Source organism: Streptomyces sp. NPDC001204, from assembly GCF_053598035.1.
In genome coordinates this window covers 46,161-66,635 of sequence record NZ_JBSFJL010000008.1, presented here as the reverse complement: position 1 = coordinate 66,635, position 20,475 = coordinate 46,161, and the positions used below count along the sequence as shown (strand labels likewise).

The following is a 20,475-nucleotide window of genomic DNA, read 5'->3' as shown; positions in this document are numbered from 1 at the left end:
GCTGTCACTCCTCACCCAGGATCTGCGGCACCTTGAAACGCTGCTGCTCCTGGGCCGGGGCGCCGGAGAGCGCCTGCTCGGAGGTGAGCGACGGACGGACCTCGTCCGCGCGCATGACGTTGGTCAGCGGCAGCGGGTGGGAGGTCGGCGGTACGTCTTGGTCGGCGACCTCGCTGACGCGGGCCACCGCGCCGATGATGTCGTCGAGCTGTCCCGCGAGGTGGTCGAGTTCCTCGGGCTTCAGCTCCAGACGCGCCAGCCGGGCGAGGTGGGCGACCTCCTCGCGCGTGATGCCAGGCATGCAGCGATCCTCTGGGGTGAGTGTGTGTGCTTTGGCCCAATCCTATGGGGCGGGACGGGGTGGCCGTGAAACGGTTTGCCGGACGCCGCCCCACGGGGGCCGGCGTTCAGCGGCGCGCGTCCCAGGCACGGCTGCTCAGGAAGTGGTTGTCGTACAGGTCCTGCACCTCCAGCAGGCTCTCCGGGGTGACCTCGCCCAGGCGGATGCGCTGGAGGTGGCGGAAGTACGCGAAGCGCTCGACGCCCGGGGTGATGACGATGAGGAGGTCGGCCCGGCGGCCGGGGGCGGCGGCGAACGCGTGCGGCCGGCCCGGCGGGACGACGACCAGGTCACCGCGCTCGGCGGTGACCACGTCGTCGCCGGAGAGCAGCTCCGCGGTCCCGTCCAGGACGAAGAACATCTCGGCGGAGTTGTCGTGCCGGTGCGGCCGGGCGCCGTCGGCGCCCTCGGCCAGGGTGACGCGCACGGTCGACAGCGCGCCGCCGGTCGCGCTGCTGTCGGCCAGCAGCTTCACGCCGACGGGGTCCCCGCCGACCACCTCGGCCCGAGCGTCACGGACCAGCACGGTTTCGTCGAACTTCGGCACGAACAGCGACATGGTGCGACTCCCCCGGTCGGATGGCGGGCCCGGCCCGCTCTCAGGACTGACGGACGGGCGGAATGGTCACTCGTCGGCCGCCGCCGCGGGCAGCGCGGCGGCGGGGCGCTGCCAGCCGCGTGATCCGCGCGCCCGCAGCCACGCCGTCGTCTCCTCCGGCGGCATCGCGGCCGCGACGAGCCAGCCCTGTACGGCGTCGCAGCCGAGGTCCCGCAGCCGTTCCCAGGTCTCGTCGTCCTCGACGCCCTCCGCGACGACCAGCAGCCCGAGGGAGTGCGCGAGGTCGACGGTGCAGCGCACGATCTCGGCGTCCTCCGTGTCGACCGCCAGCCGGGCCACGAACGAGCGGTCGATCTTCAGCTCGCTCACCGGCAGCCGGCGCAGGTGCACCAGCGAGGAGTAGCCGGTGCCGAAGTCGTCCAGGGACATCTTCACGCCGTGCCCGGTCAGCGCGTGCAGGGTGTCGGCGGCCCGCTGCGGGTCCTCCAGCAGGACGTGCTCGGTGATCTCCAGTTGGAGCGCTCCCGCCGGCACGCCGTGCCGGGCCAGCCGGGCGGCCACCGAACCGGCGAACCCGGGGATGTGCACATCGCGCGGGGAGACGTTGACCGCGACCGGGACGTACAGGCCCTGGGCCCGCCACCGGGCGACCTGCGCGAGCGCGGTCTCCAGCACGTACTCCGTCAGATGGGGCATCAGGCCCGAGGACTCGGCGATCGCTATGAACTCGTCCGGCGGCACCTTGCCGCGCTCGGGGTGCACCCAGCGGACCAGCGCCTCCAGGCCCGCGACCTGTCCGTCGAAGCGGACCTTCGGCTGGTAGTGCAGCTGGACCTCGTGGGCGTCGAGGGCCCGGCGCAGATCGCCCAGCAGCCCCAGCCGGTCGGGGGTGTTGGAGTCCCGCTTGGACTCGTAGACCTCCACGCCCGTGCGGTCCCGCTTGGCCTGGTACATCGCCACGTCCGCCCGGCGCAGCATGCCTTCGGCGTCCAGGGCGTGGTCGGGGAAGACGGCGACTCCCGCGCTGGCCTCCAGGACCAGGGTGAGCCCGTCGAGGTCGAGCGGGGAGCTGAGGACGGTGACCAGGGCGCGCGCGATACGGGTCGCGGACGTCGTGGAGTCGGCGACCGGCAGCAGCACGGCGAACTCGTCGCCGCCGAGCCGCGCCGCCTCCGCCCCGCGCGGCAGCGCCTGCCGTAGCCGGTCGGCGATCTGCAACAGCAGCCGGTCCCCTGCGAGGTGACCGAGTGTGTCGTTGACCGAACGGAACCGGTCCAGGTCGATCAGCATCAGCGCGGACCGGGCGCCGATGCGTTCGGCGTCGTCCAGGGCGGTCCAGATGCGCTCCAGGAGCCACTGCCGGTTGGGCAGTCCGGTCAGCGGGTCGCGCAGTTGCTCCTCGGCCCGGGCACGGGCTATCCACAAGGAGGAGTCGAGGGCGATCAGCGGGACGGCGAACAGCGGCAGCAGCACGGGTTTGGCCACGGCGACGACGCAGACCAGCGGGGAGATGCCGAGCAGGGCGACGGCGACCAGTCCCTGTCTGATCACGGCGGTGCGGGCGACGGTGGGCACTCCGCCGTTGCGGGAGTTGTGCACGAACCACAGCAGGGCGCGGGTGACCAGGAGGTAGGCGCCGGCGGCCAGCACCACCTGAGGCAGGGTGGAGGCGGTCCAACCGCCCGGGCTCCAGGGGCTCTCCACGGTCGGTACGCGGCCGAAGGCGCCCAGCATCAGGCCGCCGGCGCCGATGCCGAGGATGTCCACCGACCCGTGCAGCACGCCCTGCCGCCAGTGGTGGCGCCGGGCCATTCCGACCAGGACGACGACGGTGAGGCTGACCATCCCGGCGGGCACCCAGCCGTAGAGCAGCAGCACGGCGACGGTGAGGGTGGCGCCGGAGCCGGTGCCGCCCCACCAGCGGGCCCGGCCGAGCATGACCAGGTGACCGACGATGACGCCGGTGAGCAGGGCCAGGGACCAGCCGGCCGTGCCGGACGGGAAGAGCGCGTGGTGGTCGGTGAACGCCTGGTACACGCCGGCGCTCAGCGCGGACCCGGCCGCCGCGACGATCGCCACGGGCAACGCGGAGCGGACCCGGTGCCGTTCGGGTTCGTCGCCGGGCAGCCCGGAAAAACGTTCGACGGCCGTATGTGCGGAGGCACGGGCGCGGGCGACGGTGTACTGTCCGGCGGCAATGCGTCCGGCGCGCTCCATGGCGCCCGGACGCTCCGGCGTCCGCCCCCGTCTCCCCCGCCATGCGTCGGCCATCCGGCGCAGCCGTGAGTGCGGGGCGGCGCTCTCGGTCGGTTCCATTCCCGTCCCTCTCACAGCCGGCGGTGCCCACGCCACGCGGCCCGATGCCCCACAACCCCTGGACGGCACCGCGCTGGAAAACCCTTCCACGTACTCCTGACGAGCACGGGGATGCCCCGACCGCGGTTGGGCACGGCGGGCGCACAGCTCAACAGTAGGCCGCAGAAGGCTTCCACGGGCAGCGGTCGTCGACGGTTGCCCGAATGCGCCCCGGCCACCCGTATGCATCTGATATGCGCCGAACGGGTGGAGTTCAACCCCTACTCGCCGGTCGGAAGCGCGACTTCGGCCGCCGCGTCCGGCCCGCGCTCCAGAAGGACGACGAAACCGTCCTCGTTCAGCACGGGCACCTTCAGTTGCATCGCCTTGTCGTACTTCGAACCGGGGTTGTCACCCACGACCACGAAGGAGGTCTTCTTCGACACCGAGCCGGTCACCTTCGCCCCCCGGCTCTGCAGCGCCTCCTTGGCGCCGTCGCGGGTGAACTGTTCGAGGGTTCCGGTCACCACGACCGTCAATCCCTCGAGCGGGCGCGGGCCTTCGTCCTCGCCGGAGCTCTCCTCCTCCATGCGGACGCCGGCCTCCCGCCACTTGCGCAGGATCTCCTGGTGCCACTCCTCGGCGAACCACTCCTTGAGCGAGGCGGCGATGATCGGGCCCACACCCTCCGTGTTCGCCAACTCCACCTCACCGGCCTGCTCGATGCGGTCGATGGAGCGGAACTCCCGGGCCAGCGCCTGGGCCGCGACCGGTCCGACGTGACGGATCGACAGGCCGGTGAGCACGCGCGCGAGCGGGCGCTCCTTGGCGGCCCGGATGTTCTCCAGCATCGCGAGCGCGTTCTTCTTCGGCTCGCCCTGCTGGTTGGCGAAGACCGTGACGACCTTCTCCTCGCCGGTCTTCGGATCGCGCTTGGGCAGACCGCTGTCCTGGTCGAGGACGTGGGCCTTGATGGGGAGCAACTGCTCCACCGTCAGGTCGAACAGGTCGCCCTCGTCCTTCAGCGGCGGCTCCGCGGGCTCCAGCGGCTTGGTGAGGGCGGCCGCGGCGACATAGCCGAACTGCTCGATGTCCAGCGCCTTGCGGCCCGCGAGGTAGAACAGGCGCTCGCGCAACTGGGCCGGGCACGCCCGCGCGTTGGGGCAGCGCAGATCGACGTCGCCCTCTTTCATCGGCCTGAGCGGCGTACCGCACTCGGGGCACTCGGAGGGCATCACGAACTCGCGCTCGGTGCCGTCGCGCAGATCGACGACCGGCCCGAGGATCTCCGGGATGACGTCACCGGCCTTGCGCAGCACGACCGTGTCGCCGATCAGCACGCCCTTGGCCTTGACCACGTCCTGGTTGTGCAGGGTGGCGAACTCGACCTCGGAACCGGCCACCGTGACCGGCTCGACCTGCGCGTACGGCGTGACCCGGCCGGTCCGGCCCACGCCCACCCGGATGTTGACGAGCTTGGTGTTGACCTCCTCCGGCGCGTACTTGTACGCGATCGCCCAGCGCGGGGCGCGGGAGGTGGAGCCCAGGCGGCCCTGGAGCGGGATCTCGTCGAGCTTGACGACGACGCCGTCGATCTCGTGCTCCACGGAGTGGCGGTTCTCGCCGTAGTGGGCGATGAACGCGCGGACGCCGTCGAGGTCGTCGACGACCCTGTTGTGCCGGGAGGTGGGCAGGCCCCAGGACCTCAGCAGCTCGTAGGCCTCGGAGAGGCGGGTGAGGCCCTCGTACCCCTCCAGGGCGCCGATGCCGTGGACCACCATGTGCAGCGGCAGCGTCGCGGTGACCTTGGGGTCCTTCTGGCGCAGCGAACCGGAGGCGGAGTTGCGAGGGTTGGCGTACGGCTTCTCGCCGGCCGCGACCCGGCGGGCGTTGAGGTCCTGGAAGGCCTCCATGGGGAAGTAGACCTCCCCGCGGATCTCCACCAGGCTGGGGACGCGGTCGCCGTCCAGCCGGTGCGGGATCTCGGCGATTGTCATGACGTTGGGCGTGATGTCCTCGCCGACGCGGCCGTCGCCGCGGGTGGCCGCGCGGGTGAGCCTGCCGTCCTCGTAGGTCAGGTTGACCGCGAGGCCGTCGACCTTGAGCTCGCACAGGAAGTGGTGACCGGTGGTGCCGACGTCCTTGGCGACGCGGTCCGCCCAGGCGGCGAGCCCCTCGTCGTCGAAGACGTTGTCGAGGGAGAGCATCCGCTGGCGGTGCTCGACCTCGGCGAGACCGGTCTCGTACGCCACGGCGACCTTCTGGGTCGGCGAGTCGGGCGTGCGCAGCTCCGGGTGCTCCTCCTCCAGCGCCTCCAGCGAGCGCAGGAGCTCGTCGAACTCGGCGTCGCTGATGATGGGAGCGTCTTTGACGTAGTACCGGAAGCGGTGCTCCTCGACCTGCTCCGCCAGCCGCGCGTGCTTCTCCCGTGCCTCGACGGGCACCGCTGTTTCCGCTTGCTGCTTGTCGCCGGCCACCGTGTTGTCCTCCCGTTACTCTGGGTTGTCCGCGAGCGATCTCGCCGCCCGGACGCAGTGGGCGAGCGCCTGGCGCGCGTACGCGGGAGAAGCGCCCGCGAGTCCGCACGCCGGGGTGACCGTGACCGCCTCGGCGAGAAGCTCCGGCCGCAGCCCCAGCCTGCGCCACATCGTCCTGACACCCATGACGCTACCGGCAGGGTCTGACAACGGGCCGTCCGTGCCGGGGACGACACCGGCGAAGAGGCGGGTGCCCGCCTCGACCGCTTCTCCGATCACCTCGTCGTCACGCTCGGTGAGGAGCGAGACGTCGAGGGAGACCGCCGCGGCGCCCGCGCGGCGCAGCAGGGCGAGCGGGACGTCCGGAGCGCACGAGTGGACCACGACAGGCCCCTGGTCGTGCGCCCCGAGGACGTCCCGGAGCGTGGCCTCCACGATCTGCCGGTCGACGGCGCGGTGGGTCCGGTAGCCGCTGGCGGTCCGCACCTGGCCGCGCAGGACGGCGGTCAGGGACGGCTCGTCGAGCTGGAGGACGAGCCCGGCGCCGGGAACACGCCGGCGCACCTCCGCGAGATGCAGCCGCAGCCCCTCGGCGAGCGAGGCGGCCAGGTCCCGGCACGCGCCGGGATCGGACAGGACCGCCTCGCCGTTCTTGAGCTCCAGGGCGGCGGCGAGGGTCCACGGCCCCACCGCCTGCACCTTCAGCGCGCCCTCGTGCCCCTGGGTGAACTCCTCCAGGGCGTCGAGGTCCTCCCCGAGCCAGGACCGGGCCCGCCTGGTGTCCCGGCCCGGGCGGTCCCCGAGCCGCCAGCCGCTGGGCTCCACGCGCGCGTACAGCTCGACGAGCATCCCCGCGGTACGCCCGATCATGTCGGCGCCGGGCCCGCGTGCGGGCAGCTCGGGCAGGAAGGGGAAGTCCTCGAAGGTGCCCGTGACGGTCTTGACGGCCTCCCGGGCGTCCCCACCGGGCATGGACCCGACGCCGGTGGCGGCGCCGAACCTGAACTGGCTGTTCTCGCTCACCCGGGAAGACTACGCAACCCCGCGGGGGCAGGGCCGCCTCAGGGGGCGGCAGCCCCCGGGGACCGCCCCCGGCCGTCCGTCACAGGCCCGGGCGGACCGTCAGGTCGTTGACCTCCGCGTCCCGCGGCAGGTCGAGCGCCATGACGATGGTCGTGGCGACGGAGTCGGGCGCGATCCACTTCCCGGGGTCGTACTCCTTGCCCTCCTGCTGGTGCACCTTGGCCTGCATACGGCTGGCGGTGCGGCCCGGGTAGACCGAGGTGACCCGGACGCCGTTGGCGTGCTCCTCGTGGCGCAGCGAGTCCGCCAGCGCCTTCAGGCCGTGCTTGGAGGCGGCGTACGCGGACCAGTCGGCGTGGGCGCTCAGGCCCGCGCCCGAGTTCACGAACACCACGTGGCCGCGCGAGGCACGCAGTTGGGGCAGGAAGTGGCGGGTCAGTTCGGCGGGGGAGATCAGATTGACGTCGAGCTGGTGGCGCCAGGTCTTCGGGGTGAGCTCGCCGACCGGGCCGAGGTCGACGACGCCCGCGACATGGAGCAGGGAGTCCACCCGGTCGGGCAGCGTCTGGTGCGAGAACGCCCAGCTCAACCGGTCGGGGTCGGCGAGGTCGCCGACGAGCGTCCGGGCGCCGGGGAACGCGGCGGCCAGTTCCTTGGCCCGCCCGGCGTCGCGCGCGTGCAGCACGAGCTCGTCCCCGCGCGCGTGCAGGCGGCGGGCGACGGCCGCGCCGATGCCGGAGCCGGCCCCGGTGATCACATGAGTAGCCATGCCCGCCATGCTCGCATCACCGGCTCAGCTGCCGGCGAGTGCCTCGTCCAGATACGCCATCGCGCCCGCGGGCTCCTCGGCGAAGAACACCAGCTCGGCGAGCGGCCGGGGCAGGAACCCGTCCTCCTCCATGCGGCGGAACTGCTGCTTGAGACCGTCGTAGAAGCCGTCGGTGTTCAGCAGCACCACCGGCTTGCCGGTCCGGCCGTGCTTCTTCAGCTCCAGGATCTCGGTGGCCTCGTCGAGCGTCCCGGTGCCGCCCACCATGATCACGACCGCGTCGGCCTTCTCCAGGAGCAGCTTCTTGCGCTCGGCGAGGTCCCGGGCGATCACCATCTCGTCCGCGCCGGCCCGCGCCTTCGCCGACAGGAAGTCGACCGACACTCCGACGAGCCGGCCGCCCGCCTCCTGCACACCGTCCGCGACCACCTTCATCAGCCCGGTGTCGGATCCGCCCCAGACCAGGCTGTGCCCGCCCTTGCCGATCAGCCGGGCGAAGTCCCGCGCGGGGCGGGTGTAGCGGTCGTCGAGGTCGGCGGCGGAGAGGAAGACGCAGATGTTCATGCGCCCACGGTACGCGGCGGGGCAACCGGTCCCGTGGGCGGGAAGAAGCGGCGCCCGGCGGGTGCTGTACGGGTATGACCCAAGGACACACGATCACGATCGACAAGAGCGATGAGCACGTGCGTGTGGTGCGCGGCGGCCAGGTCCTCGCGGAGAGCGACCGCGCCCTGGTACTGCGCGAGACGGGGTGCCCCCCGCGCTACTACCTGCCGCCCGAGGACGTGCGCCTCGACCTCCTGACGGCGTCCGACACGCACACGTACTGCCCCTTCAAGGGCACGGCGTCCTACTGGTCCCTGCCCGACGCGGCGGACCTGGTGTGGGCCTACCCCGACCCGAAGCCGGGCGTCGCCGAGGTCAAGGACCATCTGTGCTTCTACGAAGTGGAAGTGTTGTGACCCGATGAGGCCGCCGCGGCGTGGCAGTCTTCACTGGCATGACCGGCATGGACAAGAAGACCGTCTCGCGTGACGGCACACCCCTCGCCTACCGCGGTACCGGACAGGGCCCGGTGGTCGTCCTCGTCAGCGGTGCGATGTCGACGGGTGCCACGCTGGCACCGCTTGCGGCGGCGTTGCCGGACCGCTTCGACGCCGTCGTCTACGACCGCCGGGGCCGCGGCGGGAGCGGGGACACGGCGCCCTACGCGGTGGAGCGCGAGGTCGAGGACCTGGCCGCGCTGATCGACGCGGTGGGCGGCGAGGCGGCGCTGTACGGCGTCTCCTCCGGCGGCGCGCTGGCCCTCAGGGCGGCGGCGAGCGGCCTGCCGGTCCGTCAGGTCGCCGTCTACGAGCCGCCCTTCGCCGTGCACGAGGGCGGCGAGCGGGAGCGCGCGGAGTACACCGGCAAGCTGACCGCCGCGCTCGCCGAGGGCCGGCGCGGGGACGCGGTGGAGCTGTTCCTGCTCCTGACCGGGCTGGCCCCGCAGATGATCGCCAGCGCCCGCCAGTCCCCCATGTGGGCGGGCATGGAGGCGATCGCGCCCACGCTCGCCCACGACGACGCGGTGATGGGGGACGGGCTGGTCCCCCGCGACCTGCTGGCCTCGTTGACCGTGCCGGTCCTGTCCGTGGCGGGCGGCGCGAGCCCGGCCTGGCTGCGTGAGGCGGCCAGGGCGGTCGCGGAGGCCGCGCCCCGGGGCACGTACCGGGCCCTGGAGGGCCAGACCCACGCGGTGGAACCGGACGCACTGGCACCGGTGCTGGCGGAGTTCTTCGCGTCCTGAACAGGACACTTCCCGAACTGAACAGGACGTAGCCACAGGTCCTCACGCCCGCCGACCTCCCGAGCCGTCGCGGCCGTGCGGTGTTCTCGTGCCGGACAGCCGGACAGCCTGGCGCCGGCCACGACGGCCGTGTCCCCGGTCGTGACCGGTCTCCGCGTCCGCGCGGCCCGGCCCGCTCACGGTCCCGGCGCGGTCCCCGCAGGCGGCGCGGTGGGCCGGGCCGGAAATGCGCCGAGCCCCTTCTTTGTTGGCGCCCACCGAGACGGCGGCCCGCCCGACGGGTGCCGCCCCGCGACCGGAAGGGACATCCCCGCCATGCCCAGCACCACTCCCGACATCACCGAAGCCGCTTCCGCTCCGGATGCTCCCCGCCCCTGGACCGTGGCCGTGCTCGGCCCCGGCGGCGTCGGCGGGCTGCTCGCCGCGCTGCTGTCCCGGGCGGGTCACCGGGTGATCTGCCTGGCCGGGGACGCGACGGCGCGCTCCCTGCGCGAGGGCGGGGTACGGGTGCACAGCGGCCAGTTCGGGGACTTCACCGCCAAGGTCGAGGCGGACACCGAACTGCGGGAACCGGTCGACCTGTGCGTGGTGACCGTCAAGCACACCAGCCTGGACGCCGCGCTGGAGCGGGTCCCGCCGGCCATGCTCGGCACGGACGGCCTCGTCCTGCCGCTCCTCAACGGCGTCGAGCACCCCGGGACCCTGCGCCGCCGCTACGGCGACGACCGGGTGGCCGCGGGCGTCATCCGCGTCGAGTCGACCCGCGTCGCGCCCGGTGTCATCGAGCACGGCAGCCCGTTCACCGAGATCGATCTGGCCGGGACGACCGCGCGCCCGCTCAGCGACCTGGCCGCCGTGCTGGAGTCCGCCGGGGTGCGGACCCGCGTGGCCGAGTCCGAGACCGCCGTCCTCTGGGCGAAGCTGGCCTTCCTCGCCCCCTTCGCCCTCCTCACCACCCGCTACGACGCCCCCATCGGCACGGTCCGCACCGGCCACCGCGAAGAACTGGTCGCCCTCGTCGACGAGATCACCGCCGTCGGCCGCGCCACCGGGGCGCCGCTCGACGCGGACCGGACCCTGGCGATGTACGACTCGTTTCCGGCCGGGATGAAGTCCTCGATGCAGCGCGACGCCGAGGCGGGCCGCGCCCTGGAGCTCGACGCCATCGGCGGCGCCGTGCTGCGCGCCGCCGAGCGGCACGGCGTTCCGGCGCCGACAGCTGCCCGGCTGGTGTCCGAACTGACACCCGTGTGACCAACCCAACGTATTTCAGGAAGAGTTGGCAACCCTAGACTCCCCGTGCGGGAGCGGCGAACGACCGCGCCCCGCACGGGGAGCAGCCATGCGCTACGCCGACCAGCCCAGCACGCACCGCGAGGTGCACATCGCGGCGGAGCCCTCGCGGGTCTGGGAAGTCGTCACCGACGTCGAGGCCATGGCCGGGTGGAGCCCGGAGCTGGTGCGCGTGGAGTGGCAGGGCGGTGCCGACGGGCCGGCGCCGGGCGCCTGTTACTTCGGGCACAACCGGAATCCGCTCGTGGGCGAGTGGCGGACGCTCGCCCACATCACAGAGGCCGCCCCGGAGCGCATCCTCACCTGGTGCGTGCTGGACCCGGACGGACGGTACGGAAAGGCCTCCGAGGACCCTGCGGACCGGATGGCCACCTGGTCCTTCGCGCTCTCCCCGGCGCCGGAGGGGGGCACCGTGCTGCGCCAGTCGGTCACGGTCGGGCCCAACCGCTCCGGCCTGAGCGCGTACATCGACCGCGCCCCCGACCAGGAGGAGGCGATCATCGCCTACCGCCTCGACGAACTCGGCAAGGGCATGGACGCCACCCTGACCGGCATCAAGGAGACGGCGGAACACCGGTCACAGCACTAGTGCCGCAACAGGCGACGTTCGCCCCGTCGCGACGCCCGGCACGCACTCTCGCCGCACCGCCCGAAAGCCCAAGTACATCCAGTACGAGGACTTCCGGCCGGCACACCGAGAGCACGCACCGGACGCCGCTCCTTTACGGGCAAACGTTGCCTGCCGCGGCACTAGCCGGGCGGCCGCCGCCACCCGCACCGCCGGCGGTCCGTGCGTCAGATCGCAACGCCGGCGGTCCGTGCGTCAGACCGCCGTGGTCGGCTCCTTCGCCCGGACCGTCGCGGCGATGGTCGCCGAGCCCACCACGCGCGTCCCGTCGTACAGCACGACCGCCTGGCCGGGGGCCACTCCGCGCACCGGCTCGGTGAAGGTGACCCGGAGTTCGTCGCCCACGAGTTCGGCGGTGACCTCGGTCTCGCCGCCGTGGGCGCGCAGTTGGGCGGTGTAGGTGCCGGGGCCGGACGGGGCCGTGCCGCACCAGCGGGGCTTGATCGCGGTGAGGCCGGTGACGTCCAGGGCGGAGGCCGGGCCGACCGTCACCGTGTTGGTCACCGGGGAGATGTCCAGGACGTAGCGCGGCTTGCCGTCGGGTGCCGGGGTGCCGATGCGCAGGCCCTTGCGCTGGCCGATGGTGAAGCCGTACGCGCCCTCGTGACTGCCGACGACCGCTCCCGACTCGTCGACGATGTCGCCCTCGGCCTTGCCCAGGCGGCGGGCCAGGAAGCCCTGGGTGTCGCCGTCGGCGATGAAGCAGATGTCGTGCGAGTCGGGCTTCTTGGCGACGGCCAGGCCCCGGCGCTCGGCCTCCGCGCGGATCTCGTCCTTGGTGGTGAGCGTGTCCCCGAGCGGGAACATGGCGTGTGCGAGCTGCTGGTCGTCGAGGACGCCGAGGACGTACGACTGGTCCTTGGCCATGTCGGAGGCGCGGTGCAGCTCGCGGGTGCCGTCCTCGTTCACGATCACCTTGGCGTAGTGGCCGGTGCAGACCGCGTCGAAGCCGAGGGCGAGCGCCTTGTCCAGCAGCGCGGCGAACTTGATCTTCTCGTTGCAGCGCAGGCACGGGTTCGGGGTGCGGCCGGCCTCGTACTCGGCGACGAAGTCCTCCACGACGTCCTCGCGGAAGCGCTCGGCGAGGTCCCACACGTAGAAGGGGATGCCGATGACGTCCGCGGCGCGGCGGGCGTCACGCGAGTCCTCGATGGTGCAGCAGCCCCGCGCGCCCGTACGGAAGGACTGCGGGTTCGCGGAGAGCGCGAGGTGGACGCCGGTGACGTCGTGGCCGGCTTCCGCGGCGCGCGCGGCGGCGACGGCGGAGTCGACCCCGCCCGACATGGCGGCGAGGACGCGGAGGGGACGGGAGCGCTGCGGGGTGTCAGTCATAGCCCTTCCAGGGTACGGGGCGCGGGAACCGGGGCCGCCTGAAGTGCGTTGAAGATCGCATGGGGGCGAAGAAGACGAACGCGGCGGACGCTACGGACGCGCGGGGGCGGCGGCTGGGGCGGCGGGCCCTGCTGATCGGCGGGGCCGCGGTCGTGGTGGGCGGGGCCGCGCTGGAGCGCAGTGGGCTGGCCCGGCTGTGGTGGCGGCTGCCCGGTGCGCAGAAGCCGCGGGTGGCGGGCGCGGTCGACTTCGTGGGCGCGCGGTGGGTGGCGGCCTCCCGGGCGAACTACCGGCCGGCGGACCGCCCGGACGACTACCGGATAGACCGGGTCGTCGTCCACGTCACGCAGGGGAGCTACGCGAGCGCCGTGAAGGTCTTCCAGGATCCGGGGCACGGGGCAGCCGCGCACTACATCGTCGGCGCGGACGGGCATGTCACGCAGATGATCCGCGAGCTGGACGTGGCCTTCCACGCGGGCAACCGGGCGTACAACGAGCGGAGCGTCGGCATCGAGCACGAGGGCTTCGTCGACGACGCCTCGTCCTTCACCGACGCCATGTACGCCGCCTCGGCGCGGCTGACGGCCGGGATCTGCGGCCGCTACGGCATACCCGTCGACCGGGAGCACATCATCGGCCACGTGGAGGTACCGGGCGCCGACCACACGGACCCGGGCCCCCACTGGGACTGGGACCGCTACATACGCCTGGTCCGCGCGGCCGGGACCTCCCGAGCCTGAACCACAGGGACCCACCCCACCGTGCCGACCTGAACCACGGGGACCCACCCCACCGCGCCGGCCTGAACCGCCGGGGGCCGTCCCGCCGCACGGACCTGAAGGGCTGGACCCCGCCCCACTGCGCGGGCCCGAAGCGCCGAGGCTCCCCTCACCGCACCAGCCCGAGCCGCGGGCCCGAACCGGGCCCGGCCCGCGCGTACGCGAATCGCTGGGCCCGCCCGCCACACGGGTCCGGAGCACTGGGCCCACCCGCGGCGCCGCCCCGGGACGCGGGCCCGCTCCGCCCGCGCCGGCCCGGAGCCCTACGTCAGGCCGGCCGCGCGAGCCCTTTCCACCGCCGGGCCGATGGCCTTCGCGACCGCGTCGACGTCGGACTGGGTGGAGGTGTGGCCGAGGGAGAAGCGGAGGGTGCCGCGGGCCAGGTCCGGGTCGGTGCCGGTGGCGAGCAGTACGTGGCTTGGCTGGGCGACGCCCGCGGTGCAGGCGGAGCCGGTCGAGCACTCGATGCCCTGGGCGTCCAGCAGGAGCAGCAGGGAGTCGCCCTCGCAGCCGGGGAAGGTGAAGTGCGCGTTGGCCGGGAGGCGGCCCTCCGGTGCCGGGTCGCCGCCGAGGATCGCGTCCGGGACGGCCGACCGCACGGCGGTGATCAACTCGTCGCGCAGCGCGCCGATCTCGCGGGCGAACCACTCGCGCCGCTCGGCGGCGAGCCGGCCGGCCACGGCGAAGGAGGCGATCGCGGGCGCGTCGAGGGTGCCGGAGCGGACGTGCCGCTCCTGGCCGCCGCCGTGCAGGACGGGCACGGGGGTGTGCTCGCGGCCCAGGATGAGCGCGCCGACGCCGTACGGGCCGCCGATCTTGTGGCCGGAGACCGTCATCGCGGCCAGTCCGGAGGCGGCGAAGTCGACCGGGACCTGCCCGAGGGCCTGCACCGCGTCGGCATGCAGCGGGACACCGAACTCGGCGGCCACGGTGGCCAGTTCGCGCACCGGCAGCAGCGTGCCGATCTCGTTGTTGGCCCACATGACGGTGGCCAGGGCCACGTCGTCGGGGTTGCGTGCGACGGCCTCGCGCAGCGCCTCGGGGTGGACGCGGCCGTAGGAGTCGACCGGAAGGTACTCGACGGTGGCGCCCTCGTGCTCGCCGAGCCAGTGCACGGCGTCGAGGACGGCATGGTGCTCGACGGGACTGGAGAGGATGCGGGTGCGGGCCGGATCGGCGGCGCGGCGGGACCAGTACAGGCCCTTGACGGCGAGGTTGTCCGCCTCGGTGCCACCGGAGGTGAAGACGACCTCGCTGGGACGGGCGCCGAGTGCCTCGGCGAGGGTTTCGCGGGCCTCCTCGACCCTGCGGCGGGCCGCGCGCCCGGACGCGTGGAGGGAGGAGGCGTTGCCGGTGACACCCAGTGCCGCGGTCAGCGCCTCTGCCGCCTCCGGGAGCATCGGGGTGGTCGCGGCGTGGTCGAGGTAAGCCATGGTGAGGCCGATTCTACGGGCGCCCGCGGCCGGGCCGGAGATCAGGATGGGCCAGGTGTCACAAGCTCCAGGACAGTGTGTTGTCCGCCTGCACGAAGGCCAGCAGGACCACGAGGTCGGCGATGCCCAGGGTCAGGCCGAGCCAGGCGCGGCCGCGGCGGCCGGTGCCACGCCACAGGGCGACGCCGGCCAGGACGATGGCGACGGGGCCGAGCAACAGGTTGAGGACGAGCAGGCCGAGCAGGCCGAGGACGAAGGACGCGACGGCCATGCCGTCTGCGTCCTGCGTTCCGGTGCGGCGTGCGGCCGGTGCGGTGAGTTGCATGACGGATCTGCTCCAGACGGTCGTGGGAACGGGCCGGACGGGTGAGGCGTCAGCGGGACGTGCCGCGCCTGCGGCCGTGGCGCTCGCGGAGCGCGAAGACGCCGAGCCAGACGGCGATCACCACGGCCACGGCGACCGTGAAGTCGAGCGGCGCGTGAGCCACGGTGCCCAGGACGACGCCGAGCAGCAGCAGTGCGGCGACGAGGAACAGCATGAGATCGGACCCCCTTGTCGGTGAACGATTGTAGTTACACTTGTTCACTGACTACTCAGTCTAGCGCGCCTCCGGCTTTGACAATCCGGAGAACACTTGTTGACTGAATGGCATGAGTCACACTCCCGGCGTCCGGCAGGCCCAGAAGCAGAAGACCCGACAGGCCCTGATGGACGCGGCGTTGGGGCTGCTGGAGGAGCAGAGCCTGAGCAGCCTCGGCCTGCGCGAGGTCACGCGCGCCGCCGGTGTCGCCCCGACCGCCTTCTACCGCCACTTCCACTCCACCGCGGATCTCGGCGTGGCCCTGGTCGAGGAGGCGCTGAGCAGCCTGCACCCGATGATCCGGTCGACGGTGTCCCAGGCGGACGACAGCGAGCAACGCATCACGCGCGCGGTCGAATTGATCGCGCGCCATGTCGAGGCGTACCCCGCCCACGTCCGCTTCATCGCCCGGGAGCGCCACGGCGGGGTGCAGCAGGTGCGGGAGGTCGTCGGCGAGCAACTGGCCAGGTTCGCCCGCGAAGTGAGGGACGAACTGGCCAACGACCCCCAGTCCGCGGGGTGGAGCGAGGAAGACCTGCTCATGCTCGCCCATCTGTACGTCGATCAGATGCTGATCACCGGTTCGCTGTTCCTGGAGGCGCTCGACGCCCCCGAGGAGGAGCGCGAGCGCCTCACCCGGGTCGCGACCCGGCAGCTGCGTCTGATCAGCATCGGCCGCCGGCACTGGCTGGACTGACGGTCCGGCCCGCCGCCGGTGCGGCGCCTCCTCAGTCCAGCCTGACCCGTGCGAGCTGCCGGGACTGCGCCACCAGCCGGTCGGCGCCGTCCCAGACCTCGGCGTCCTCCTCCAGGAAGCCGCCGGCCAGGTTGCGGGTGGTGATGGACACGCGCAGCGGGCCCGGCGCCGGACGGCAGCGGACGTGCACCGTCAGCTCGACTGTCGGCACCCACCCCTTGATGCCCAGCTCGAACGCGGTCGGGGGCAGCGCGTCCACCGCGAGCAGCAGGGACAGCGGGTCGTGGTCCCGGCCGTCGGCGAGGCCGAACCAGGCGCGCATCTCCCCGTTCCCGGAGGGCGAGCCGAGCGCCCAGCCGAGGGTGGCGGGGTCCAGCTTGAGCATCAGGCGGTCGGTGATGGCCGAGCTGCCCGGTACGGGCGCGGGAACGCCGACCGCGTCCTGGGGACCGAAGCACTGCTCCATGGGCGGGATCGTGGGCGGCTTCGCCGAGGTGCGCACGTCGTCGGGCAGGGCGCCGAGGTCGCCGTAGGAGGCCAGGACGCGGATGCGTTCCACCTCGCGGCCGTCGTCGTCGCACTGGAAGAGGGAGGCCTGGCCGGTCGACAGGGTGCGGCCGGTGCGCACCACGTCCGTGCGGACGACGGCGGGACCGGGCCGGGACGCGGTCAGGTAGTGGGCCGAGATCGTGAACGGGTCCGGGTGCGGCAGGGCGTTCGCGAGCGCGCGGCCGAGGACGGCCAGCAGATAGCCGCCGTTGACGGCGTTGGTGATCGTCCAGCCGGCGGAGAGGTCGATGCCGTAGACGCCGGGCTCGCTCCGGGTGACCGCGGTGTCCCGGTCGAACTCGCTGTCGCCGATCGTGGCCCGCGCGACCGCGGCGGTGGCTGCTTCTGACATGTGTGAACGGTACATCAGGACACTACTAAGCGGTAGCTTTCGTCCGTTGTGCTCATATGACGAGCATTCCGCGAGGTGAGACACAGGCAATTTCTTGGTAAGTGTCCGTACATGCCCGTAACCCCGGGGCCCCGTTCCCCCTCTATCGGGACATGAGCCTCACCGGGACTCCGTTCCTGTACACCGCCATCGTGCTGGCCGTGGTCGCCCTGGCCCTGCCGTTCGTCCTGTGGACGCGGCTCAGGGGCCCCAAGTCGCTGCGTGCCGCACTCCGGGCACTGATGCTGCTGTTCGCCCAGGTCACGGCCATCACCCTGGTCTTCGTACTGGTGAACAACGCCAACAACCTGTACGACAACTGGGCCGACCTGCTCGGCACGGGCAACCACGTGCAGCAGGCCGCCAACCTGGGCGCCGACGGCACCGGGGGCATCGCCTACCGGAAGCTGCCCAGGGTCGTGCAGAAGTTCACCCCGGCCGACGGGCCCGGGATGCACGCGGCCGGCGGGGTCAGGGTCACCCAGCTCAGGGGCCGGGTCTCGGGGGTGAACGCGGAGGTCTACGTATGGCTGCCGCCGCAGTACGACGACCCGGCGTACAAGAACAGGAAGTTCCCGGTGGTCGAGCTGCTGTCGGGCTACCCGGGCTCGGCGAAGGCCTGGTTCGGCTCTCTGAAGGTGCACCAGCAGCTGGAGCCGCTGATGCGGAGCGGACGGGTCGCGCCGTTCATACTGGTGGCGCCGCGCACGAACCTGATCGCCAAGATCGACACGGGCTGCGCCAACATCCCGGGCACCGTGAACGCGGACACCTGGCTGAGCATCGACGTACCGAAGATGGTCACGGACAACTTCCGTGCCGCGACCGGCCCGAACGGCTGGGCCACCGCCGGCTACTCGGCCGGGGCCCACTGCGCCACCAAGCTCGCCGTCGCCCACCCCGACCGCTATCGGGCCGCCGTGAGCCTGTCCGGGTACAACGACCCGATCGGCGAGCGCAATTCGCTCGCCAGCCAGAACCTCCGGCTGCGGCGCGCGAACAACCCCTACATCCTGCTGAAGAACTACCGCACGCCGCCGCCCGTCGCGCTCTACCTCTCGGGCCAGACCGGCGACGGTTACCAGGCGGGCGTCGCCCTGGAGCAGATCGCGAAGCCGCCGACGACCGTGCACGTGGTCTTCGTGCCGCGCAGCGCGGGCGGCCACAGCATGGCGCTGTGGCGCCCCCAGGTCCCGGCGGCGTTCCGCTGGCTGACCAGGGTGATGGGACAGAAGCCGCCGCACCACCTCCGGACGGCCCTCACTCCTCCCGTACCGTCGACCGGCGGTTCCAGGCCCGCGGAGCTCGCCAGTGGTACCGCATCGCGAGCAGCCGCAGGACAAAGGCGGTGACCACCGCCAGCCCACTGGTGAACGGGTTCAGCGCGTCGTAGTGGATGCACAGCACCACCATGGTGGCGCCGACGATCGCCGGGACCGCGTACAGGTCGCGGTCCCAGCGCAGCAGTGACGGCACCTCGTTGGCGAGCACGTCCCGCAGCACACCGCCGCCCACGGCGGTGGCCATGCCCAGCGTCGCCGACGCGGTGAGGTTCAGCCCATAGGCGTACGCCTTCGTGGTGCCGGTCACGCAGAACAGGCCGAGGCCGGCCGCGTCGAACACGTACACCGCGGTCTGGATGCGCTCCATGTGCGGATGCAGGAAGAAGACCACGAGCGCGGCGAGCAGCGGGGTGAGGAAGTACCCGAGGTCGGTGAAGGCGGCCGGGGGCACGGCCCCGATGACGACGTCACGGAACAGCCCTCCGCCCAGCGCGGTGACCTCGGCGAGGACGGCGATGCCGAAGACGTCGAAGTTCTTGCGGACGGCCAGCAGCGCGCCGGAGATGGCGAAGACGAAGATGCCGACCACGTCGAGCGTGTGCTGGACGGAGGGGCTGAACAGTTGCTGAAGCACGCCACATTGTTACTCGGGCCCGGTTCGCCCCCCGAACACGACGGAGCGGGAGAGTGCGACCGCCAGGGCCGCCGGCTCCGCACTCTCCCGCTCCATCACGCGCGCGGCTTCAGCCAGCCGCCCCGCCTACTTCTCGGTCGGCCCCTGGCTGCCGGAACCGTCGGTGCCGGACTCCGAGGACTCCGAGGACTCCGAGGACTCGGCGGTCTCGACGGATTCCGAGGACTCGGAGGTCTCGGCCGATTCCGAGGTCTCGGCGGTCTCCGCAGACTCCGCGGACTCCGAGGACTCGGCGGTCTCCGCGGTCTCGGCGGACTCCGAGGTCTCGGCGGACTCCGAGGTCTCGGAGGTCGCCGCCGATTCCGAGGACTCGGCGGTCGCGGCCGATTCCGAGGTCTCCGAGGTCTCCGCCGACCCGGACGGCTCAGCCGTCTCGGCGACCTCCGCGGCCACCGCCGCCGACGTCGCCGCCGACTCCGCGAGGACCTCGTCGGCCACGAGCTCCGCGGCCTCCTTGGCGGCCGTGAGCAGCACGGTGTCCTGCGGGGCCTGGTCCTCGAAGTTCTCCGGGTGGTGGCAGGCCACCTGCTGACCGGGCTTCAGCTCCTTGAGCGGCGGCTCGGTCGTACGGCAGATCTCCGTCGCCTTCCAGCACCGGGTGTGGAAGCGGCAGCCGCTCGGCGGGGCGATCGGCGAGGGCACGTCGCCCTTGAGCAGGATGCGCTCGCTCTTGGCGCTCTTGCGGCTGGGGTCCGGGATCGGGACGGCCGACATGAGCGCCTTGGTGTACGGGTGCATCGGCGCCTTGTAGAGCGCCTCTCGGTCGGCCAGCTCCACGATCTTTCCGAGGTACATCACCGCGATCCGGTCCGAGACGTGCCGGACGACCGACAGGTCGTGCGCGATGATCACGTACGTCAGGCCGAGCTCCTGCTGGAGGTCGTCGAGCAGGTTGACGACCTGCGCCTGGATCGACACGTCGAGCGCGGAGACCGGCTCGTCGGCCACGACGAGCTTCGGGTTGAGCGCGAGCGCCCGGGCGATGCCGATGCGCTGGCGCTGACCGCCGGAGAACTCGTGCGGATAGCGGTTGTAGTGCTCGGGGTTGAGACCGACCACCGACAGCAGCCGCTGCACTTCCTTCTTGATCCCGCCCTCGGGCTCGACGCCCTGGAGCCGGAAGGGAGCGCCGACGATCGTGCCGATGGTGTGGCGCGGGTTCAGCGACGAGTACGGGTCCTGGAAGATCATCTGCACATCACGGCGCAGCGGGCGCATGCCGCTCACCCCGAGGTGCGTGATGTCCTTGCCCTCGAACTCGATGCTGCCCGCGGTCGGTTCGAGCAGCCGGGTGATCAGCCGGCCCATCGTCGACTTGCCGCAGCCGGACTCGCCCACGACACCGAGGGTCTCGCCGGAGCGGACCTCGAAGTCGAGACCGTCGACCGCGCGCACCGCTCCGACCTGGCGCTGGAGCAGGCCCTTCCGGATGGGGAAGTGCTTCTGCAGGCCGGTCACCTTGAGCAGGACCTCGCCCGGGGCGGCGTCCTTGGTGAGGCTGGCCGTGCCGGAGGCCCTGTCCTCGGCGCCGTCGCTCTGTGCAGGGATGCTCACTGCCTTGTC

General features: G+C 72.4%; 21 protein-coding genes. 7 read left to right on the top strand and 14 right to left on the bottom strand.

Annotated elements, in window-relative coordinates:
• Window positions 1-4: 4 nt before the first annotated feature.
• From gatC to ACWC91_RS13650, 7 genes are all read right to left on the bottom strand, one after another.
• A complete protein-coding gene (gene gatC, locus ACWC91_RS13680) occupies window positions 5-301 on the bottom strand; it encodes an Asp-tRNA(Asn)/Glu-tRNA(Gln) amidotransferase subunit GatC (RefSeq protein ID WP_100572135.1) in 297 nt (98 codons plus the stop codon).
• 106 nt (window positions 302-407) lie between these two features.
• Window positions 408-899, bottom strand: a complete 492-nt coding sequence (locus ACWC91_RS13675) for a cupin domain-containing protein (protein WP_225079582.1) — start codon at window positions 897-899, stop codon at window positions 408-410.
• Between the two features lie 66 nt (window positions 900-965).
• The gene (locus ACWC91_RS13670; RefSeq protein WP_450643457.1) at window positions 966-3,215 is read right to left on the bottom strand and encodes a putative bifunctional diguanylate cyclase/phosphodiesterase; all 2,250 of its coding nucleotides are present in this window, start codon (window positions 3,213-3,215) and stop codon (window positions 966-968) included.
• Window positions 3,216-3,475: 260 nt separating this feature from the next.
• Window positions 3,476-5,671, bottom strand: a complete 2,196-nt coding sequence (gene ligA / locus ACWC91_RS13665) for an NAD-dependent DNA ligase LigA (RefSeq protein WP_281155208.1) — start codon at window positions 5,669-5,671, stop codon at window positions 3,476-3,478.
• Window positions 5,672-5,686: 15 nt separating this feature from the next.
• Window positions 5,687-6,694, bottom strand: coding sequence for a methionine synthase (locus ACWC91_RS13660; protein WP_281155207.1), 1,008 nt, complete (start codon window positions 6,692-6,694; stop codon window positions 5,687-5,689).
• A gap of 79 nt (window positions 6,695-6,773) precedes the next feature.
• Window positions 6,774-7,472, bottom strand: a complete 699-nt coding sequence (locus ACWC91_RS13655; protein WP_225079578.1) for an SDR family oxidoreductase — start codon at window positions 7,470-7,472, stop codon at window positions 6,774-6,776.
• A gap of 15 nt (window positions 7,473-7,487) precedes the next feature.
• Window positions 7,488-8,027 (bottom strand): LOG family protein, encoded by a 540-nt coding sequence (locus ACWC91_RS13650; RefSeq protein ID WP_281155206.1) that lies wholly within the window; start codon window positions 8,025-8,027, stop codon window positions 7,488-7,490.
• Window positions 8,028-8,101: 74 nt separating this feature from the next.
• On the opposite strand from ACWC91_RS13650, the gene ACWC91_RS13645 reads away from it, so the two are divergent.
• From ACWC91_RS13645 to ACWC91_RS13630, 4 genes are all read left to right on the top strand, one after another.
• Window positions 8,102-8,425 (top strand): DUF427 domain-containing protein, encoded by a 324-nt coding sequence (locus tag ACWC91_RS13645; protein WP_225079576.1) that lies wholly within the window; start codon window positions 8,102-8,104, stop codon window positions 8,423-8,425.
• Between the two features lie 47 nt (window positions 8,426-8,472).
• Entirely contained in the window at window positions 8,473-9,252 is a 780-nt protein-coding gene (locus tag ACWC91_RS13640; RefSeq protein WP_450641352.1) for an alpha/beta fold hydrolase, read from the top strand.
• A gap of 315 nt (window positions 9,253-9,567) precedes the next feature.
• Window positions 9,568-10,506 (top strand): ketopantoate reductase family protein, encoded by a 939-nt coding sequence (locus tag ACWC91_RS13635; protein WP_376502482.1) that lies wholly within the window; start codon window positions 9,568-9,570, stop codon window positions 10,504-10,506.
• 88 nt (window positions 10,507-10,594) lie between these two features.
• A complete protein-coding gene (locus ACWC91_RS13630; protein WP_225079574.1) occupies window positions 10,595-11,134 on the top strand; it encodes an SRPBCC family protein in 540 nt (179 codons plus the stop codon).
• A 234-nt stretch (window positions 11,135-11,368) separates the two neighbouring features.
• Here the strand turns inward: ACWC91_RS13630 and mnmA are convergent, their stop codons facing one another.
• Complete coding sequence (mnmA, locus tag ACWC91_RS13625; protein ID WP_225079573.1) at window positions 11,369-12,505, bottom strand: tRNA 2-thiouridine(34) synthase MnmA; 1,137 nt, start codon at window positions 12,503-12,505, stop codon at window positions 11,369-11,371.
• A 59-nt stretch (window positions 12,506-12,564) separates the two neighbouring features.
• Between mnmA and ACWC91_RS13620 the strand changes: the two genes are divergently transcribed.
• Window positions 12,565-13,245 carry an N-acetylmuramoyl-L-alanine amidase gene (locus ACWC91_RS13620; RefSeq protein WP_450641320.1) on the top strand — a complete coding sequence of 227 codons (681 nt, stop codon included), beginning with the start codon at window positions 12,565-12,567 and terminating at the stop codon, window positions 13,243-13,245.
• A gap of 302 nt (window positions 13,246-13,547) precedes the next feature.
• Here the strand turns inward: ACWC91_RS13620 and ACWC91_RS13615 are convergent, their stop codons facing one another.
• From ACWC91_RS13615 to ACWC91_RS13605, 3 genes are read right to left on the bottom strand one after another with little or no spacing between them, the layout of a single operon-like run.
• Window positions 13,548-14,717, bottom strand: coding sequence for a cysteine desulfurase family protein (locus tag ACWC91_RS13615; protein ID WP_225079571.1), 1,170 nt, complete (start codon window positions 14,715-14,717; stop codon window positions 13,548-13,550).
• Window positions 14,718-14,775: 58 nt separating this feature from the next.
• Entirely contained in the window at window positions 14,776-15,042 is a 267-nt protein-coding gene (locus tag ACWC91_RS13610; RefSeq protein WP_225079570.1) for a DUF4190 domain-containing protein, read from the bottom strand.
• Between the two features lie 49 nt (window positions 15,043-15,091).
• Window positions 15,092-15,256 carry a hypothetical protein gene (locus tag ACWC91_RS13605; protein WP_225079569.1) on the bottom strand — a complete coding sequence of 55 codons (165 nt, stop codon included), beginning with the start codon at window positions 15,254-15,256 and terminating at the stop codon, window positions 15,092-15,094.
• Between the two features lie 112 nt (window positions 15,257-15,368).
• Between ACWC91_RS13605 and ACWC91_RS13600 the strand changes: the two genes are divergently transcribed.
• Window positions 15,369-15,995, top strand: coding sequence for a TetR family transcriptional regulator (locus ACWC91_RS13600; protein WP_225079568.1), 627 nt, complete (start codon window positions 15,369-15,371; stop codon window positions 15,993-15,995).
• A 31-nt stretch (window positions 15,996-16,026) separates the two neighbouring features.
• On the opposite strand, the gene ACWC91_RS13595 is transcribed toward ACWC91_RS13600, so the two are convergent.
• Window positions 16,027-16,896, bottom strand: a complete 870-nt coding sequence (locus ACWC91_RS13595) for a thioesterase family protein (RefSeq protein WP_225079567.1) — start codon at window positions 16,894-16,896, stop codon at window positions 16,027-16,029.
• 152 nt (window positions 16,897-17,048) lie between these two features.
• Between ACWC91_RS13595 and ACWC91_RS13590 the strand changes: the two genes are divergently transcribed.
• Entirely contained in the window at window positions 17,049-18,287 is a 1,239-nt protein-coding gene (locus tag ACWC91_RS13590) for an alpha/beta hydrolase (protein ID WP_225079566.1), read from the top strand.
• Here ACWC91_RS13590 and ACWC91_RS13585 read toward each other — a convergent pair.
• Entirely contained in the window at window positions 18,196-18,852 is a 657-nt protein-coding gene (locus ACWC91_RS13585; protein ID WP_225079565.1) for a trimeric intracellular cation channel family protein, read from the bottom strand. The genes ACWC91_RS13590 and ACWC91_RS13585 overlap by 92 nt on opposite strands.
• Window positions 18,853-18,978: 126 nt before the next feature.
• On the bottom strand, window positions 18,979-20,466 hold the full coding sequence (locus tag ACWC91_RS13580) for an ABC transporter ATP-binding protein (protein WP_450641324.1): 1,488 nt from the start codon (window positions 20,464-20,466) through the stop codon (window positions 18,979-18,981).
• Between the last annotated feature and the right edge of the window lie 9 nt (window positions 20,467-20,475).